The organism is Mycobacterium sp. (genome assembly GCF_965229265.1).
Classification (GTDB): domain Bacteria; phylum Actinomycetota; class Actinomycetes; order Mycobacteriales; family Mycobacteriaceae; genus Mycobacterium.
Map to the genome: position 1 here is coordinate 674,016 of NZ_CBDDIY010000010.1, position 18,127 is coordinate 692,142.

11 protein-coding genes, 3 rRNA genes and 1 pseudogene are annotated in these 18,127 nt (G+C 65.5%); 3 read left to right on the forward strand and 12 right to left on the reverse strand.

Annotated features, from left to right (window positions below; genetic code table 11):
- Window positions 1–161 precede the first annotated feature (161 nt).
- Both ADBZ9K_RS05365 and steA read right to left on the reverse strand, forming a co-directional pair.
- Window positions 162–1,103 (reverse strand): copper transporter, encoded by a 942-nt coding sequence (locus ADBZ9K_RS05365; protein ID WP_526618982.1) that lies wholly within the window; start codon window positions 1,101–1,103, stop codon window positions 162–164.
- A gap of 25 nt (window positions 1,104–1,128) precedes the next feature.
- Complete coding sequence (steA, locus tag ADBZ9K_RS05370) at window positions 1,129–2,313, reverse strand: putative cytokinetic ring protein SteA (RefSeq protein WP_526618983.1); 1,185 nt, start codon at window positions 2,311–2,313, stop codon at window positions 1,129–1,131.
- A 168-nt stretch (window positions 2,314–2,481) separates the two neighbouring features.
- Here steA and ADBZ9K_RS05375 point away from each other — a divergent pair, with 168 nt between their 5' ends.
- Entirely contained in the window at window positions 2,482–3,546 is a 1,065-nt protein-coding gene (locus tag ADBZ9K_RS05375; protein WP_526618984.1) for a hypothetical protein, read from the forward strand.
- Between the two features lie 14 nt (window positions 3,547–3,560).
- On the opposite strand, the gene recN is transcribed toward ADBZ9K_RS05375, so the two are convergent.
- Genes recN through ADBZ9K_RS05395 form a run of 4 tightly spaced genes read right to left on the reverse strand, consistent with a single transcriptional unit; the run spans window position 3,561 to window position 7,243 of the window.
- Window positions 3,561–5,321, reverse strand: a complete 1,761-nt coding sequence (recN, locus tag ADBZ9K_RS05380) for a DNA repair protein RecN (RefSeq protein WP_526618986.1) — start codon at window positions 5,319–5,321, stop codon at window positions 3,561–3,563.
- A gap of 7 nt (window positions 5,322–5,328) precedes the next feature.
- Window positions 5,329–6,252 (reverse strand): NAD kinase, encoded by a 924-nt coding sequence (locus tag ADBZ9K_RS05385; RefSeq protein WP_526618988.1) that lies wholly within the window; start codon window positions 6,250–6,252, stop codon window positions 5,329–5,331.
- Entirely contained in the window at window positions 6,249–7,058 is an 810-nt protein-coding gene (locus ADBZ9K_RS05390) for a TlyA family RNA methyltransferase (RefSeq protein ID WP_526618989.1), read from the reverse strand. The genes ADBZ9K_RS05385 and ADBZ9K_RS05390 overlap by 4 nt, the downstream gene beginning before the upstream one ends.
- Window positions 7,059–7,066: 8 nt before the next feature.
- Window positions 7,067–7,243, reverse strand: a complete 177-nt coding sequence (locus ADBZ9K_RS05395; protein WP_526618990.1) for a hypothetical protein — start codon at window positions 7,241–7,243, stop codon at window positions 7,067–7,069.
- Window positions 7,244–7,410: 167 nt separating this feature from the next.
- On the opposite strand from ADBZ9K_RS05395, the pseudogene ADBZ9K_RS05400 reads away from it, so the two are divergent.
- Together ADBZ9K_RS05400 and ADBZ9K_RS05405 are read left to right on the forward strand one after the other, a co-directional pair.
- Window positions 7,411–7,964 (forward strand): annotated as a pseudogene (locus ADBZ9K_RS05400) (HD domain-containing protein).
- Between the two features lie 35 nt (window positions 7,965–7,999).
- Window positions 8,000–8,938: an NADP-dependent oxidoreductase gene (locus ADBZ9K_RS05405; RefSeq protein ID WP_526618992.1), complete on the forward strand. Its 939-nt coding sequence runs from the start codon at window positions 8,000–8,002 to the stop codon at window positions 8,936–8,938.
- A gap of 134 nt (window positions 8,939–9,072) precedes the next feature.
- Here the strand turns inward: ADBZ9K_RS05405 and ADBZ9K_RS05410 are convergent, their stop codons facing one another.
- From ADBZ9K_RS05410 to tyrS, 6 genes are all read right to left on the reverse strand, one after another.
- Window positions 9,073–10,092, reverse strand: a complete 1,020-nt coding sequence (locus ADBZ9K_RS05410) for an HAD-IIA family hydrolase (protein ID WP_526618993.1) — start codon at window positions 10,090–10,092, stop codon at window positions 9,073–9,075.
- Between the two features lies 1 nt (window position 10,093).
- Window positions 10,094–10,942 carry a tetratricopeptide repeat protein gene (locus ADBZ9K_RS05415; RefSeq protein WP_526618994.1) on the reverse strand — a complete coding sequence of 283 codons (849 nt, stop codon included), beginning with the start codon at window positions 10,940–10,942 and terminating at the stop codon, window positions 10,094–10,096.
- 176 nt (window positions 10,943–11,118) lie between these two features.
- A 5S ribosomal RNA gene (gene rrf, locus ADBZ9K_RS05420) occupies window positions 11,119–11,232 on the reverse strand.
- A 118-nt stretch (window positions 11,233–11,350) separates the two neighbouring features.
- Window positions 11,351–14,474: ribosomal RNA gene (locus tag ADBZ9K_RS05425) — 23S ribosomal RNA — on the reverse strand.
- Between the two features lie 403 nt (window positions 14,475–14,877).
- Window positions 14,878–16,399: ribosomal RNA gene (locus ADBZ9K_RS05430) — 16S ribosomal RNA — on the reverse strand.
- The 16S, 23S and 5S rRNA genes sit together here, the layout of an rRNA operon.
- A gap of 402 nt (window positions 16,400–16,801) precedes the next feature.
- Window positions 16,802–18,106, reverse strand: a complete 1,305-nt coding sequence (gene tyrS / locus ADBZ9K_RS05435) for a tyrosine--tRNA ligase (protein ID WP_526618995.1) — start codon at window positions 18,104–18,106, stop codon at window positions 16,802–16,804.
- Window positions 18,107–18,127: the final 21 nt, after the last annotated feature.

Sequence of the window (18,127 nt, forward strand, 5' to 3'; positions counted from 1 at the left end):
AAGAGCAACCTCCGTGACGACGGGCAGGGGATCGCTTGAACTAGCTGGGGCCTGCCGACCCACGGAATCTCACCCTAACACCGACACCGACAAGGCGGCGCTAACACGCCCGTGGGCTTGGTTACCTCTGGGTTACTCCCCCGGCCCTGCTACCGCCGCACCTACTGCGCAACGGTGATCGACGTCGCGCCGGGACCGGTGCCGAACTTCCCGTTCGGTGCGCCCCGGATCAGGTTCTGCAGGGCCAGCGCGGTGGTGATGCGGCCGGACTCGGAGCTGATGTCGTCGACGGTGGTCACTGCGGCGGACATGCCGGCGTCGGCGCGAGCCACCGCCACCGCCGAGGTTCCGGTGGCCGACCCGTCCCGGCCGGCCAGCACCGTTCCCGAGCCGTGCGGGGCGAGGCCCGCGGCGAATCGGGCCACCGTGGAGCCCTGGTTGCCGGCGTCGTCGCCCAGCGCTCCACCGGTGACGACGACGGCGGTGTCGGCAGCGCCGATGCGATCAGCGGAGTAGGTCAGGAAGCCGGTGTCACGAAGGGCGGCCAGTACGGTGTCGCGCTGGGTGTCGTCGGCGGGCTTGACGTCGGGGTTGCGGTTGATCAACAGGGCGATGCCCAGCAGATCACCGGCTTGGGAGCCCTGATCGACCTGCGCGGTGCTCAGCTGCGCCCCGGCCGGCACGATCGAGGAGTTCACCACCGAACGCAACTTCTCGGCCGCGTTGGCGTCGACGAATTCCTGGGTCAGCGTGACCGTGCCGGTGACCACGCCCCCGGCCTGCCCCACGATCCGGCTCATCGCCTCCACATCGTCACCGTCGGCATCCGGGGTGCGAAACAGCACCACGGATTTGCCGGCCAGTGCGTCGCGCACGATCCGGCTCGCCATCTGGGTGTCGAAATCGTTGGTGGCGCTCAGCTTTTCGTTCAGTGCATTGCGCTGGTCGGTGAGCGCGGTGATCTGCTTGTTGAGGTCCTGCTTGTCTCCGCGCAATCCGGACATCAACGGGTCGGACAGCACTCCAGACCCCAGGAACACCCCGACGGCCAGTGCGAGGAACACCGCTGCCAGCGAAATGGCATGGTGGCGTAGTGAAATCACAGCGATGAGCCTTTCTGCTCGACGCCTAGGTCACCCAGCTCTGCACCATCAGCGAGAAGCGGTTCCAGTACGTCACAATCCAGTCGATGACGAACGTGTCGGCCCGCGACACCCACAGGGCGGCAATGATCGCCACCAGCACCGCCAGAATCAGCATGGCGATGGCGCCACCGGAGATGTGGTTGCGGTACAGGGTGGCAACGGCTTTCGCGTCGACGAGTTTCTCGCCGACCTTGAGTCGGGTGAGGAACGTCGAAGGCGCGCTCTGCTGACGGGACCGGTCGAAGAAGTCCTCGATGTTTGCCGAGTGGCCGGCGGTGACGATCAGCGCCGCCCCGTGGTGATCGACCAACAGCAGCGCCAGGTCGGCAGCTGATCCGGCGGCCGGGAAGGTCATCGCCCCGATACCCAGATCCTGGATGCGCTCCAAGCCGCTCGCGTGCCCATCGGCGTCGGCGGGGAGCACGACCTGCGCCCCGCTCTTGAGGACCTCGGCACTCATCGTGTCGGGGTTGCCGACGATCAGCTGCGGCCGGTGGCCGCATTTCTGCAGGATGTCGGCGCCGCCGCCGACTCCGACCAGCACTGGCTGGTACTCCTTGATGAACGGTTTGAGCGCCTTGAGGTCGTCCTCGGCGCCCGGGCCGTCGGAGACGACTACGACGTGACGCCGGTAGACGTCGACATCGATGTCCGGGATGCCGATACCGTCGATCAGCAACGGGCTTTCGCTGCGGATGAACTCGATGGTGTTGCCGGCGAAGGCCTCCAGGTGCGCGACGAGCCCGGTCTTGGCGTCGTGCATGAGGTCGGCGATCTCTTCCTCACTGCGCTCCACACCGTGCACCAGCCGACGATCCCCGGAATACACCCCGCCGTTGTGCAGCCGGATCTTGGCGCCATCCTTGATCTTCTTGAAGACCTCCGGGCCGGCGCTGTCGATCAGGGTGATGTTGTTGGCCACCAACACCTCGGGACCGAGGTTCGGGTAGCGGCCCGAGATCGACGGCGAGGCGTTGACCACCCCGGCGACGTTCGCATCCACCAGGGCGTCAGCAGTCATCCGGTCCAGGTCGAGAATGTCCAGGACGACGATGTCGCCCGGCCCGACCCGGCGCAGCAGGCGGTCGATGTCGCGGTCGACGCGGGCCGTACCCGTCACGCCTGGCCGTGCACCGGTATTACGCGAGAGAAGCGCTGACATCTTCATGGGCCGATTCTGTCGGCGCCGGAGTGGATATCCGCGGAGGCGCGCCGTAACTCTGGCCCCACAAGTCACATTGCGTCACAGAAGTAACACGGTTCGGCCGCAGGCACCCTCCGGCCCGTAACCCCGGAAACGGGTACGGTCAGCTAACTAGTCCTGGGGGTGGCCGAGATGACTGCAGCAACGCCTGCGCCGTGGGTCAGTGGGGCATTCGTCGCGCTGGGCCTGGGTGCCGCACTGGTCGGTGGCCAGGGCGTCGCGCACGCCGACGACTCCGGCCCACGCCCGAACCACTCCGACGCGTCGTCGCACTCAGCGCCGCGCGCCGTCGGCCATCACGGCCCAACCGCACCCTCGTCGCCGGCGGCGCGGACTCGCCCAACTCCGCCGCGCATCGCCGCTGCGACCGCCCGGTTGGGCGCCATGCGACCCACTCCCGCAACACCTGTCGAACCTCCAGCGGATGCGACGGCGGCGGTCGCGCTCGCCTCGGCGCGCCGCGCACCCGGCGTCGGCATCGCCCGGCCCGCTCCCCGGCCACCCGTGCGGACCGCGCCGCCACCCCCGGACATCGCCGCGATCGTCGGCAAGTGGCTCGACGACGTGCACGACTTCCTCGTCGGCGCCGACGCGATCCATCCCCGTCCCGGGGAGATGGCTCAGACACCGTACGGAGACATCGGCAAATGGATGCTGGCAGCCGGCGGGGATGCCGCCAACTGGCCCAGCCAAGGCTTTCCGTTCATCACCCTGTACCAACCGATCAACGTCATCATCGTCGACCCAACGTCCACCACCGCCGAAGAGTCCGCCACGAAGCTCAACGCGGCGATGGCCGCGGCCGGCTTCCCGGCCCAGGCCATCCACGCCTCGGGGTATTTCGGTGTCATCGACGGCGTCAGCTACGGCCAGCAGCCGACTACGCCGCTGCAGGCCTTCGCCGACGCGCACTGGTTGCTGACCAACGACCACGGCCGGGTGTTCGGTCCCGCGCCGGGCCCGGACGGCACCGGCTTCGTGTGGACCGCCTCGTTCAGTCGCGAGAGCACCGGACTGGTGTACATCATCCCGACCCACGTGTACGTGTCGTTCAGCCGCGCCCGCGACGCCGTCCGTGATGCCCTGGTGGCCAGCGGGGCAACGGATCTGGGCATGGTCGAGCTGGACAATGAACTGTCCGGGCGCACCACCACCGGTGATCACGACGGCTACGCCGCGGTGATCCGGCTGAACTGAGACCACCGCCTCCGCTAGGGGGCGGCCCGCTCCTGCTCGGCGGCCTCCAGCAGCTCCCGAGCATGCGCGCGACCGGTGTCGGACTCCCCCAGACCGGCCAGCATGCGCGCCAGCTCGGCGACCCGCTGCTCGGTGTCCAGGCGACGCACCTCGCTGGCCCCGCTGCCCGCACTGTCGACCACCAGGTGGCTGTCGGCGTAGGCAGCCACCTGCGGCAAGTGGGTGACGACGATGACCTGGTGGGTGCGCGCCAGCCGGGCCAGCCGACGCCCGATCTGCACCGCCGCACGTCCACCCACCCCGGCGTCCACCTCGTCGAACACCATGGTGGTGCCCTCCGCCGAGGCGGCCAGCACCACCTCCAGCGCCAGCATCACCCGGGACAGCTCACCGCCGGATGCACTCTTGTTCAGCGGCAGCACGTCGGTGCCGCGGTGCGCGGTGAAGCCGAACTCGACCAGGTCGATGCCCTCACCACCGGCATGTACCAGCTCCCCGGAGGGCAGCCGCAGCGGCGCGCTGTCGTCGTCGCGGGCCGGCATCGGCGACACCGCGACGGTGAAGTCGGCCTGCGCCATGGCCAGCCCGGCGAGCTCGGCGGTGAGCGCCTTGGCCAGTCCCTTGGCCGCCTTGGTGCGGGCCTTGGACAACTCCAGGGCGGCACCGGCGACCTGCCCGGCCAATTCCTCGACACGGCGCGCCAGCCCGGCCAGCGCATCCTCGGAGACGTCGAGCTGGGCCAGTCGCTCCCGCGACTGTTGCGCCCACGCGCGGACACCGTCGACGTCGGCGGCGTATTTGCGGGTGAGGCTGCGCAGTTCGGCCTGGCGGGCCAGCTTGGTCTCCAGCGCGCTGGCATCGTCGGGCAGGTCGCCCAGGAAGCCACCCAGCTCACGGGCGACATCGCCGACGACCGTCAGCGCGTCGGCAAGCTGACCGGCCAGCGCGCTCAGCGCGGAATCGTCGGTGGATTCCAGCAGCGCCACCGCCCGGCCCAGGGTGTCGGTCGCCGAGCTCGGCTGGCCGTCGGAGACGTCGTCGACCGACCCGGTCAGCGCGGCGCGGGCACCGGCGACGGCTTCGCGCAGCGCGTCGAGTTCGGAGAGCCGCCGGATGTCGGCCACCAGGGATTCGTCCTCGCCCGGGCCCGGGTCGACGCTGTCTATCTCGGTCAGCGCGAACTTCAGCCGGTCGGCCTCCTGGGCCAGCTCCCGGGCGCGGTTGGTCCGGTCGACGAGGTCGCGACGGGCGACCTGCCACTGGTCGCGTAGTTTGCGGTACCGCTCGAGCTTGGCGTCGACCGCGGCGAAGCGGTCCAGCGCGGCGCGCTGCTGCTCGGGACGCATCAGCCGCAGCTGGTCGTTTTGGCCGTGCAGCGTCAGCAGCCCGGTGGTGAAGGTGGTCAGCGACTTGGCCGGCACGCTGCGTCCGCCCAGGTAGGCGCGCGACGGACCGTCACGGCTGACGGTCCGCAGCGCGATGACGCTGCCATCGTCGTCGCGATCGGCACCCGACGAGTCCAGGATCTCGTCGATCTGGGCCGCCGTGGCGGTGTCGAGTTCGGCGGTGCTGAACCGCCCCTCAACGGAGGCTCGCGGCGCGCCGGATCGCACCCGGGTGGGGTCGGCGCGCGCACCGCCGAGCAGGTGCAGACCGGTCACCACCATGGTCTTGCCGGTGCCGGTTTCGCCGGTGAGAACGGTCAGACCGCGGTCGAACTCGGCGGTCGCCGCGCTGATCGCCCCCAGTGACCCGATCCGGATCTCGGACAGCATCGCCGTCTCACTGCCCCCGCCAGCCGGTGACCGGCAGGCGGAACTTGCGCACCAGGCGGTCGGTGAACGGCGCGCTGTCCAGCCGCACCCACTTCAGCGGTGTCGTGCATTTGGTCACCTCCAGGCGCCCGCCGGGGGGCACCCGCATCTCGCGGCGGCCGTCGCAGAACACCAGTGCCTCATGGCTGTCGGCGTCGATCTCGATGGCGATCAGTGCGTGCGGGCTGGTGACCATCGGGCGGGCGAACAACGCGTGCGCGTTGTTGGGCACCACGATCATCGCCTCCAGATCGGGCCAGACCACCGGCCCGCCGGCCGAGAACGCGTAGGCGGTCGAGCCGGTGGGGCTCGACACCAGCACCCCGTCACAGCCGAACGCCGACACCGGCCTGCCGTCGATCTCCAGGACGACGCCGATCACGCCGAGCCGGGCACCCTTCTCCAGGCTGGCCTCGTTGAGTGCCCAGCCGCGGGCGATCACCTCGCCGTCGGCCCGCACCGCGATGTCCAAGGTCATCCGTTGTTCAACCCGGTAGTTGCGGGCGATGACGTGCTCGAGGACGGTGTCGATGGCCTCGGCTTCGGCCTCGGCCAGGAAGCCGATGCGGCCGAGGTTGATACCCAGCACCGGGATCTCGGCATTACGGGCCAGTTCGGCGGCCCGCAGGAACGTGCCGTCCCCACCCAGCACCAGTACCAATTCGCAGCCGACGGCAGCGTTTGCGTCGGCGTCGACCACCTCGGTATCGGCTCCAAGCGACCACATGGCGGCGCGGTCCCGGCGCGGCTCGCCGCGGTCGACAGCCTCGGCGGAGAGCACACGCAATCCGATTCCGTTGTCCCCCAACACCTTTTCTACTCGACGTGCCGTCTCGGTGGCCTCGTCACGGCCGGTGTGTACGACGAGCAGGATTACCCGCTCACCAGTCATTGCGGTCCTTCCGCGACGGCGCGGCGCACCGCGGCGTCCAGTTCGTCTCCGTGCAGCCCGCGTTCGGTGCGGGCACGCAGCCATAGGAAGTATTCGACATTGCCCGAAGGCCCGGGCAGCGGGCTCGCGGTGACCCCCACGGTCTGCCAACCCAGCCCCTCGGCGCGCGCCGCGACGGCCAGCACCGCGCTGGCCCGCAGCGCCGGGTCCGACACCACACCACCGGCGCCGACCAGGTCCCGGCCCACCTCGAACTGTGGCTTCACCATGGGAACGATATCGGCGTCGACCGACGCGCAGGCGGTCAGCGCGGGCAGCACCGTGGCCAGCGAGATGAACGACAGGTCGGCCACCACCAGGTCGACGGGCCCGCCGATGGACTCGGGGGTGAGGTCACGCACGTTGGTCCGTTCGATCACCGTGACCCGCGGATCCGAACGCAGCGACCAGGCCAGCTGTCCGTAGCCGACGTCGACGCCCACCACCTCGGTCGCGCCGCGATCGAGCAAGACCTCGGTAAAGCCTCCGGTGGAGGCGCCGGCATCCAGACAGCGCCGACCGCGCGGCTCGACGCCGAAGCTGTCCAGCGCACCGATGAGCTTGTGGGCGCCGCGCGAAACCCAGGTCCGCTCCTCGCCCGCCTCGACGGTCAGGTTCGCGGTGACCGACACCGCGGTGGCCGGTTTCACCGCCCGCATGCCGTCGATGCTGACCCGGCCGGCCCCGATGAGTTCAGCGGCCTGCTGGCGCGACCGCGCCAGCCCACGCCGGACCAGCTCAGCGTCAACCCGGGCACGCCGCGTCATGCGCGAACTCAGCCCTTCTCCACCGATTCCAGCGCACGGACCAGGATTTGGTGCGCCTCTTCGAGCCGCTGACCGAGGGCGTCGATGTCGACGCCGGTGACGTCGGCATCGTCCGAGCCGACGCTGGGAAGCTCGGCCAGCGCGGCCTCGATATCGGCGCGAATCTGTTCGGGGTCGGTGCTCATGTCACCGTTCACGCTAGCCGATCCGGGTTGCTCAGCAGGGACCAGCGCTGCCCGCGGGGTTTCGCCGTCCGCATCTGAGGGATTCGTGGCCGCATTGCGGCTGTGCCCGTCCCCCGGTTGCCGCGAGCATGGACTTCAGGAACCAGCACCAGAAAGGGGCAGCCGTCATGTCAGACGTCATAGCGGGCGTGCACATCCCCGAGACCGCGGCGGTGGCCGAGTCCACCCGCCTCGTCGCCGAAACGACCGGCCCGCTGCTCTACCACCACTCCGCCCGCGTCTATTTCTGGTGAGGCCCTTCGCCGACGCCGAGCAACGATTCGAAGTGGACGGCGCTGACCACGGGCGCCGGTTCCTGCTCGAGCACGGATTCTCCGCCGCCGCAGCGGACACCGTGTGGGCGGCCATCGCGCTCCACACCACACCGGGCATTCCGGCCCGCATGGGTCCCGAGATCGCCGCGACGCATCTCGGCGTCCTGACCGACGTGGTCGGTTACGGTGTGGACTTTCTCGACGCCGATCGGGTCAGTGAAATCCTCGCCGAACATCCGCGCGGCGATTTCAAGAACGAGTTCCTGCGCGCCTACTTCGACGGTTTCAAGGACCGGCCACAGACGACGATCGGGACGGTGAACTCCGACGTGGTTGAGCATTTCCTTCCCGATTTCCGGCGCGTCACCACCGTCGAGCGCGTCCTCGGCTCGGCGTGGCCGAGCTGACCGGTTCGGTGCACCCCACGAATGCGAGGACTGACATGCACGCCATGACCGCCCAGAGCCGAGACGCCGGCGTCGCCGGGCTCGTCCTGACCGAGTTGCCCTATCCCCACGCCGCCGAGAACGACGTCATCGTGCGTGTCCACGCCGCTGGCTTCACCCCCGGTGAACTCGACTGGCCAGCCACCTGGACCGACCGGGCCGGCCGCGACCGCGCACCCACCGTCCCCGGGCACGAGCTGTCCGGAGTCGTCGTCGAACTGGGGTACGGCACCACCGGCCTCACTGTGGGCCAACGGGTTTTCGGCCTCGCCGATTGGGCCCGCAACGGCACGCTGGCCGAATACACCGCCGTCGAAGCCCGTAACCTCGCCCCGCTGGCCGCCGACATCGACCACACCGTGGCCGCCGCGCTGCCGATCTCGGGATTGACGGCGTGGCAAGCGTTGTTCGTCCATGCCCGGCTCAGCGCCGGTCAGAGCATTGTGGTTCACGGCGCCGGCGGCGCGGTCGGGTCGATCGCCGTCCAGCTAGCGCGTGAGGTGGGCGCCCGGGTGATCGGCACCGGACGCGCCGGCGACCGCGACACCGTGCTGGGGCTTGGCGCGTCGGCCTTCCTGAATCTGGACGCCGACCGCATGGCCGATATCGGTGAAGTGGACGTGGTCCTCGACGTCATCGGGGGCGAAATCCTCGAACGGTCAATGGCTTTGGTCCGCAACGGCGGAACCCTCGTCACGATCGCGGCGCCGCCGACGTCGCACCCGAGGAACGGGCGCGCCGTGTTCTTCGTTGTCGAACCCGACCGCACCCAGCTGACGGAGCTCGCCCATCGGGTGCGGGACGGACGCCTCAAACCTCTCATCGGTGCGGTGCGGCCGCTTGCCGCAGCGGTCGACGCGTTCGCGCGGCACCGACGCGGTGCCGGGAAGACGATCATCGAGGTATCTGCCGACCAGGAGGGCCCCAAGCGATGATCGCGGCGCACATCACCCGAGGCTGCTGGCCGCCGCATCCGCTGCGGCGCTGGTCGGCTGCGGCTCACCCGCGGCAGGGCCACCGGCCGATCCACCGATCGAAACCCTGACGCCGCTTCTCACACAGCCGCCCGTCAAGCGTGCGCGGGGTCGCTCAGCAGGGACCAGCGTTGCAGGGCGACGCGCGCGGCGTCGTCACCGGCGCGCACCTCCAGCGGCGTCGCCGCGTCGGCATCCCATACCGCCCGCGCGGTGGCCCGCAGCACGGAGAGGCCATCCGGGCCCGGGTCGGCACCGGTGGCCACGACCGTCACCGCACCGTCAGCGACGTCGACGCGCCAGGCCGGGTGCTCGGCCACCGCCAGGGTGTCGGTCGGGGTGTGCAGATCGCGAAGGTCGGCGCCGATGTAGGTGGGGCGTTCGTCAGCCACGGCGTGCACCACGTCGGCGGCCGTGCTGACCCCGCACAGCACCATCAGGCTGGGCAGGTCCGCGGCGTTGGCTCCGGCGATGTCGGTATCGAGACGGTCGCCCACGACCAGCGGAGCGTCAAACGTCGCGCGGGCCAGGGCATCTCGCATCAGGGCGGGAGCCGGTTTGCCGGCCACCTGAGGCTCGGCGTCGGTGGCCGTGCGTAGTGCCGCGACCATCGACCCGTTCCCAGGCAACAGCCCCCGCTCGGTCGGCAGGGTGCGGTCGACGTTGGCGGCCACCCACAACGCCCCGGCCCGGATGGCCAGCGCTGCCTCGGCGAGGTCGGGCCAGCCGGTGGACGTCGAGTGCCCCTGGACGACCGCGACGGGGTCGTCGGAGAACAGCCGCACCGGCTGCAGCCCTACCGCCGAGATCTCCTCGGCCAACGCCTCGGTGCCGACGATCAAGACCTTCGACCCCGCCGGAAGCTGCCGGGCCAGCAGCCCGGCAGCGCTCTGGGCGCTGGTCACCACGTCGGCCGCATCGGCGGTGAAGCCGAGTTCGCGCAGATGCTCGGCCACCTCCTCGGCCGCCCGGGAGGCATTGTTGGTGACGAACAATTTGCGGGTCTGGGTGGCCTCGAGGGCGCCGATGGCCCCTTCGGTCGGCTCATGACCGCGGAACACCGTGCCGTCCAGGTCCAGTAGCAAGCAATCATGTTGCCGGGCAAGGGTTGTCATGTCAGGCCAGCTCGCCGACCCGGTCTTCGGCATCGGTGACGCCGTCGATGTCGGCCGCGGCGGCGTGGATGAACCATTGCAGTGCGTCGTCGCCGCGACCCAGCGCCAGCAGCGTCTCGGCGTAGGCGTAGAAGAGCCGCGCCGCGGTCGAGCCGCTGCGGGTCGGATCGGGCTGCGGACTGGTCAGCAGGGCCAGCGCCTGCTCCAGCTGGCCCAGATCGGCGCGGGCGCCGGCGGCAACGATTCGCATCTCGTCGGCGTCGTCGCCGGTCAGGCGAGCCGCCTCCGGGCCGCGCGCCAGTTCGATGGCACGTTCGGGTCGCCCCACGCCGCGCTCGCAATCGGCGATCAGCGGGAGCAGTTCGGACTTGCTACCCATTCGGCGGGCAGCCCGGAACTCCGACAGCGCCTGGGCCCAGTCGCCGCACTGATAAGCGGCAATCCCGACCGCTTCACGCACGGCGGCGATGCGCCCCGAGCGGGCCCGGGCGGCCTGGGCGTGTTCGAGTGCCGCCTGCGGATCCTCGTCGAGCAACTCTCCTGCCGCAACCAGGTGACGGGCCACCGTGTCGGCGGTCGCACGGTCCAAAGTCGAAAGCTCACCGCGGATTTCAGGCGCGAGCTGCTTGGCTTCGATCGACGCCGGAATGGCCGGACCGCTCGGGCGCGCCCCGGCAGCGTCGCGATCGTCGCCGTGCTGGGGCTGCGCCGGCCGGGCTCGTCCCGGTCCCGAGCGATGCGGGGCGTTGGCGCCGCGGCGATCACGGCCGCCACCGCCACCGCCACCGCCGGCTCCAGCCGGACGACGCGGCGGGCGCCCGCCGGAATTACCTTGCCTGTCGTCGACCACCCACAAAGGATACGGGCAGTTGCGCGGCGGTCACAATTCGGATTTTCGAATTTCGTGCGCGGAATGTGCGCGAACCATTAAAAATGGCCCCCGATTTCTCGTGGGGCCGGGCTGTCATTAGTCAAGAAAATGCCCGAGCCCCCCACATGATGTGGGGGGCTCGGGACTTAAATTGTGTTCGGCGGTGTCCTACTTTTCCACCCGTGTTGGGTAGTATCATCGGCGCTGGCAGGCTTAGCTTCCGGGTTCGGGATGGGTCCGGGCGTTTCCCTGCCGCTGTGGCCGCCGTAACTTTATTTTATTTGTGGCCCTGGTTTTTGGTGGTGGGGTGGGTGTTGTGGTGTGTGGTGTGGTTGCGGGCGTCGTGTGTGTTCTTACTTAACCGAATCAATGGTGTTTTGTTTTGGTTGTTGTAAGTTTTCGGCCGGTTAGTGCCAGTTCCCTGCACACCTTGCGGTGCTTGTAGGTCTGGTCTATCGATCCCGTGGTCTGCGGGGGGCCTTATCCCTCTAAAAGGGTGAGAAGCCTGGTCTTGGAGAAGGTTTCCCGCTTAGATGCTTTCAGCGGTTATCCTGTCCGAACGTGGCTATCCAGCGGTGCCCCTGGTGGGACAACTGGTGGACCAGAGGTTCGTCCGTCCCGGTCCTCTCGTACTAGGGACAGGTTTCCTCAAGCTTCTGACGCGCGCGGCGGATAGAGACCGAACTGTCTCACGACGTTCTAAACCCAGCTCGCGTGCCGCTTTAATGGGCGAACAGCCCAACCCTTGGGACCTGCTCCAGCCCCAGGATGCGACGAGCCGACATCGAGGTGCCAAACCATCCCGTCGATATGGACTCTTGGGGAAGATCAGCCTGTTATCCCCGGGGTACCTTTTATCCGTTGAGCGACACCCCTTCCACTCGGGGGTGCCGGATCACTAGTCCCGACTTTCGTCCCTGCTTGACGTGTAGGTCTCGCAGTCAAGCTCCCTTGTGCACTTGCACTCAACACCTGATTGCCGTCCAGGTTGAGGGAACCTTTGGGCGCCTCCGTTACATTTTAGGAGGCAACCGCCCCAGTTAAACTACCCACCAGGCACTGTCCCTGAACCGGATATACGGTTCGAAGTTAGAAGTCCAATACGATCAGAGTGGTATTTCAACAATGACTCCACCCACACTGGCGTGTGAGTTTCACAGTCTCCCACCTATCCTACACAAACCGTATCGAACGCCAATACCAAGCTATAGTGAAGGTCCCGGGGTCTTTTCGTCCTGCCGCGCGTAACGAGCATCTTTACTCGTAGTGCAATTTCGCCGAGTCTATGGTTGAGACAGTTGAGAAGTCGTTACGCCATTCGTGCAGGTCGGAACTTACCCGACAAGGAATTTCGCTACCTTAGGATGGTTATAGTTACCACCGCCGTTTACTGGGGCTTAAATTCTCAGCTTCACCCTTACGGGTTAACCGGTCCTCTTAACCTTCCAGCACCGGGCAGGCGTCAGTCCGTATACATCGTCTTGCGACTTCGCACGGACCTGTGTTTTTAGTAAACAGTCGCTTCTCACTGGTTTGTGCCACCCCCCACCGCTGCCGGCAGCTAGTGCCATGACAGTAGGAGGTCCCCCTTCTCCCGAAGTTACGGGGGTATTTTGCCGAGTTCCTTAACCATAGTTCACTCGTACGCCTTGGTATTCTCTACCTGACCACCTGTGTTGGTTTGGGGTACGGGCCGTGTGTGTGCTCGCTAGAGGCTTTTCTTGGCAGCAGAGGATCACCGAATTCGCCTCACTCGGCTATGCATCACCTCTCAGGATATGTGAACGACGGATTTACCTATCGCTCTCCCTACGGGTTTGCCCCAGTATTACCACTGACTGGTACGGCTACCTACCTGCGTCACCCCATCGCTTGACTACTACCAGAGAAGGTCCCGCGCAGCGTGTGCACTCCTCACACCCGAAGGTGATCGGTAACGCACATTTTGGGCGGTTAGTACCCCTGATTCATCATGGGCGCTCACACACGGGTACGGGAATATCAACCCGTTGTCCATCGACTACGCCTGTCGGCCTCGCCTTAGGTCCCGACTCACCCTGGGCGGACTGGCCTGCCCCAGGAACCCTTGGTCTTTCGGCGGGCAAGGTTCTCACTTGCCTTATCGCTACTCATGCCTGCATTCTCACTCCCACACCCTCCACCACTAGATCACTCTGCGGCTTCACCGGATGCAGGACGCTCCCCTACCCAACGACACAAGGTCGTTGCCGCGGCTTCGGCGGTGTGCTTGAGCCCCGCTACATTATCGGCGCACAATCACTTGACCAGTGAGCTATTACGCACTCTTTCAAGGGTGGCTGCTTCTAAGCCAACCTCCTGGTTGTCTCTGCGACTGCACATCCTTTTCCACTTAGCACACGCTTAGGGGCCTTAGCCGGCGATCTGGGCTGTTTCCCTCTCGACGCACGGAGCTTATCCCCCGCCGTCTCACTGCTGCGCTCTTAGACTCACCGGCATTCGGAGTTTGGCTGACGTCAGTAACCCTGTGGGGCCCATCGGCCATCCAGTAGCTCTACCTCCGGTGAGAAACACGCAACGCTGCACCTAAATGCATTTCGGGGAGAACCAGCTATCACGGAGTTTGATTGGCCTTTCACCCCTACCCACAACTCATCCCCTCAGTCTTCAACCTAAGTGGGTTCGGGCCTCCACGCGGTCTTACCCGCGCTTCACCCTGGCCATGGGTAGATCACTCCGCTTCGGGTCCAGAACACACCACTACACCACACACTCTTGTGTGGATACGCCCTATTCAGACTCGCTTTCGCTACGGCTACCCCACCCGGGTTAACCTCGCGACATGTCCCTGACTCGCAGGCTCATTCTTCAAAAGGCACGCCATCACCCCACCACGAAGGAGGGCTCTGACGGATTGTAGGCACACGGTTTCAGGTACTATTTCACTCCCCTCCCGGGGTACTTTTCACCATTCCCTCACGGTACTAATCCGCTATCGGTCATTGGGAAGTATTCAGGCTTACCGGGTGGTCCCGGCAGATTCACAGCAGATTTCACGGGCCCGCTGCTACTCGGGAACCCATCACAGCAGAGAACATGTTTTCACCTACGGGGCTCTCACCCACTACGGCAGACCATCCCAGGCCACTTCGATTAACACATTCTTTTCTGACTGCTGCCCAGACCGGCAGATCTGAGAAGACAGGCCCCACAACACCGCACACACAACCCCTGCCGGGTATCACATGCATACGGTTTAGCCATCCTCCGCGTTCGCTCGCCACTACTAACGGAATCACTTACTTGTTTTCTCTTCCTACGGGTACTGAGATGTTTCACTTCCCCGCGTTCCCCCCCGCACCCTATATATTCAGATGCGGGTGACACGACATCACTCGTGCCGGGTTTCCCCATTCGGACATCCTCGGATCAACGCTCGGTTGACAGCTCCCCGAGGCTTATCGCAGCCTCCTACGTCCTTCATCGGCTCCCAATGCCAAGGCATCCACCATGCGCCCTTAAACACTTACAACACAAAAAACCAATTCGAAAAAAGAAATTGCACATCAACACACAACCAACCACCACCCCCCAAAAGGAGGCACTGATCACCTGCGTGCTAGATGCTCGCAACCACTATCCACAAATCAAACACCACACCCCACCACCAAAGCAGGGCAACAACACGCCGATACCACCCAACGGTGACACCACCCGAAACCCCGGGCACGGGCCTGTTGTCTCAAAGCCCAATAGTGTGTTCAGCAGCCACCCCACACCCCCACCACCAAAGCAGCAAAGACACAGAATGTTTGTTTCGTTTGTCGTGCACCAGAACCTGAAACCCACTACAGGCCAGGCCCATCCAACGAATCGACCAGATCACCGAACCCCCACACGATGTGGGCGGGCCTGATACTCGTGGTGCTCCTTAGAAAGGAGGTGATCCAGCCGCACCTTCCGGTACGGCTACCTTGTTACGACTTCGTCCCAATCGCCGATCCCACCTTCGACGGCTCCCTCCCACAAGGGGTTAGGCCACCGGCTTCGGGTGTTACCGACTTTCATGACGTGACGGGCGGTGTGTACAAGGCCCGGGAACGTATTCACCGCAGCGTTGCTGATCTGCGATTACTAGCGACTCCGACTTCACGGGGTCGAGTTGCAGACCCCGATCCGAACTGAGACCGGCTTTACAAGGATTCGCTCCACCTCACGGCATCGCAGCCCTTTGTACCGGCCATTGTAGCATGTGTGAAGCCCTGGACATAAGGGGCATGATGACTTGACGTCATCCCCACCTTCCTCCGAGTTGACCCCGGCAGTCTCTCACGAGTCCCCACCATTACGTGCTGGCAACATGAGACAAGGGTTGCGCTCGTTGCGGGACTTAACCCAACATCTCACGACACGAGCTGACGACAGCCATGCACCACCTGCACACAGGCCACAAGGGAACCGACATCTCTGCCGGCGTCCTGTGCATGTCAAACCCAGGTAAGGTTCTTCGCGTTGCATCGAATTAATCCACATGCTCCGCCGCTTGTGCGGGCCCCCGTCAATTTCTTTGAGTTTTAGCCTTGCGGCCGTACTCCCCAGGCGGGGTACTTAATGCGTTAGCTACGGCACGGATCCCAAGGAAGGAAACCCACACCTAGTACCCACCGTTTACGGCGTGGACTACCAGGGTATCTAATCCTGTTCGCTCCCCACGCTTTCGCTCCTCAGCGTCAGTTACTGCCCAGAGACCCGCCTTCGCCACCGGTGTTCCTCCTGATATCTGCGCATTCCACCGCTACACCAGGAATTCCAGTCTCCCCTGCAGTACTCCAGTCTGCCCGTATCGCCCGCACGCCCACAGTTGAGCTGTGAGTTTTCACGAACAACGCGACAAACCACCTACGAGCTCTTTACGCCCAGTAATTCCGGACAACGCTCGGACCCTACGTATTACCGCGGCTGCTGGCACGTAGTTGGCCGGTCCTTCTTCTATAGGTACCGTCACTTGCGCTTCGTCCCTACTGAAAGAGGTTTACAACCCGAAGGCCGTCATCCCTCACGCGGCGTCGCTGCATCAGGCTTGCGCCCATTGTGCAATATTCCCCACTGCTGCCTCCCGTAGGAGTCTGGGCCGTATCTCAGTCCCAGTGTGGCCGGACACCCTCTCAGGCCGGCTACCCGTCGTCGCCTTGGTAGGCCATCACCCCACCAACAAGCTGATAGGCCGCGGGCCCATCCCACACCGCAAAAGCTTTCCCCCACCAGGCCATGCGACCAGCAGGGTGTATCCGGTATTAGACCCAGTTTCCCAGGCTTATCCCAAAGTGCAGGGCAGATCACCCACGTGTTACTCACCCGTTCGCCACTCGTGTACCCCGAAAGGCCTTACCGTTCGACTTGCATGTGTTAAGCACGCCGCCAGCGTTCGTCCTGAGCCAGAATCAAACTCTCCAAACAAAAACCCCTCGACCAAACGAGGCAGAATCCGAATCAGAAAAATCTGACCTAACAAAAAGACACCAAAAACTGGCATCAAAAAAACAACCACCCACACAACAGGAAGACGGGAAGTCCCCCACATGAGCGGCCAAAAACAACAAACAAAAACCACCAAACACACTATTGAGTTCTCAAACAACACACCCGGCACCTTCACCGGCCGCGCAAACCAACCCCGCGACTTTCGCCACGTGTGGTAGGGCGGACAGTTGGAACACCCCGGAGTCCGGGAGTATTCCTCGAAGTTGCCGTCGCGCTCTGTGGGCTGACCGCGTCGCGGCGACGTGGATTAAGTTACGTGAGTGCTAACTGGGAGTCAAATCGCCTGCTAAACGCGGGTTTCCAGACCAACAGCAGGCGTCAAACGCGCTGTACCCCAGCCACATTCCGCTTCCCTCGGCGCAGCACCAGCCAGCGGCCGTGCAGAAAGTGGGACGGTTGTGCCACCCAGTCGTCGCTGTCGATCTTCACGTTGTTGACCGACACTCCGCCCTCGCCGATGGTGCGTTTGGCTTCCTTCTTGCTGGCCGACAGGCCCGTCGCCACCAACAGGTCGACGATGCCGTCGGGGCTGCCCGGTCCCAGTTCGGCCACCGAGGTCTCCCGCAACGCCGCGGCCAGGGTCGCCTCGTCGAGCTGGGCCAGTTCCCCGCGCCCGAACAAGGCCTGCGAGGCGTGTTCCACCGCCTCGGTTGCGGCCTGGCCGTGCACCAGGGTGGTCAGCTCCCGGGCCAGCCGGCGTTGCGCCGCGCGCTCGTGCGGCCGGCTAGCGGTGGCCTCCTCGAGCTCACCGAGTTCGTCGGCCGACAGGAAGGTGAACCAGCGCAGATACCGGATGACGTCGGCATCGGCGGTGTTCACGAAGTACTGGTACCAGGCGTACGGACTGGTCATCTCCGGGTCCAGCCACAGGCTTCCGCCGCCGGTGGACTTGCCGAACTTGGTGCCGTCGGCCGATGTGACCAACGGCACGGTCAGCGCGTGAACCGTCGCACCTAACGTCTGACGGACCAGCCGCACCCCGGCAATGATGTTGCCCCACTGGTCCGAACCGCCGATCTGCAGCGAGCAGCCGTACCGCCGGTTGAGCTCCACGTAGTCGTTGGCCTGCAACAGCATGTAGCTGAACTCGGTGTAGGAGATGCCTTCTCCGTCCAGGCGCCGCCGGATCGTGTCTCGGTCGAGCATCACGTTGACCGAGAAATGCTTGCCGACGTCGCGCAGGAAGTCGATCGCGCTCAGCCGTGCGGTCCAGTCCAGATTGTTCTCCACGACGGCGCCGCTGGGTGAGTCGTCGAAATCGACGAACCGCTCGAGCTGGCCACGGATCCGCTCCGCCCACTGAGCCACCGTGTCGCCGGTGTTCAACGTCCGCTCGCCGGTGTCGCGAGGATCACCGATCATCCCGGTCGCCCCGCCGGCCAACACGATCGGTCGGTGACCGGCGCGCTGGAAGCGCCGAAGTGTGAGCAACGGCACCAGGTTTCCCGCATGCAGACTCGGCGCGGTCGGGTCGAACCCGGCGTAGACCGTCATCGGTGGTTGCAGCGCCGCCGCGGCGAGCGCGTCGATATCGGTGGACTGGGCGATCAGTCCGCGCCAGCTCAACTCGTCCAGGATCGTCGTGCACGTCTGCACTTGATTCGCTCCGCAAGCGTCACTCATGCGTCGATCCTCCCGTATGGC

What these genes read in the sequence shown, in the direction of transcription:
- ADBZ9K_RS05375 (WP_526618984.1), top strand. Translation starts at nt 2,482, where the DNA reads ATGACTGCAGCAACGCCTGCGCCGTGGGTCAGTGGGGCATTCGTCGCG.
- ADBZ9K_RS05385 (WP_526618988.1), bottom strand. Translation starts at nt 6,252, where the DNA reads ATGACTGGTGAGCGGGTAATCCTGCTCGTCGTACACACCGGCCGTGAC.
- ADBZ9K_RS05395 (WP_526618990.1), bottom strand. Translation starts at nt 7,243, where the DNA reads ATGAGCACCGACCCCGAACAGATTCGCGCCGATATCGAGGCCGCGCTG.
- ADBZ9K_RS05410 (WP_526618993.1), bottom strand. Translation starts at nt 10,092, where the DNA reads ATGACAACCCTTGCCCGGCAACATGATTGCTTGCTACTGGACCTGGAC.
- recN (WP_526618986.1), bottom strand. Translation starts at nt 5,321, where the DNA reads ATGCTGTCCGAGATCCGGATCGGGTCACTGGGGGCGATCAGCGCGGCG.
- tyrS (WP_526618995.1), bottom strand. Translation starts at nt 18,106, where the DNA reads ATGAGTGACGCTTGCGGAGCGAATCAAGTGCAGACGTGCACGACGATC.
- ADBZ9K_RS05390 (WP_526618989.1), bottom strand. Translation starts at nt 7,058, where the DNA reads ATGACGCGGCGTGCCCGGGTTGACGCTGAGCTGGTCCGGCGTGGGCTG.
- ADBZ9K_RS05405 (WP_526618992.1), top strand. Translation starts at nt 8,000, where the DNA reads ATGCACGCCATGACCGCCCAGAGCCGAGACGCCGGCGTCGCCGGGCTC.
- steA (WP_526618983.1), bottom strand. Translation starts at nt 2,313, where the DNA reads ATGAAGATGTCAGCGCTTCTCTCGCGTAATACCGGTGCACGGCCAGGC.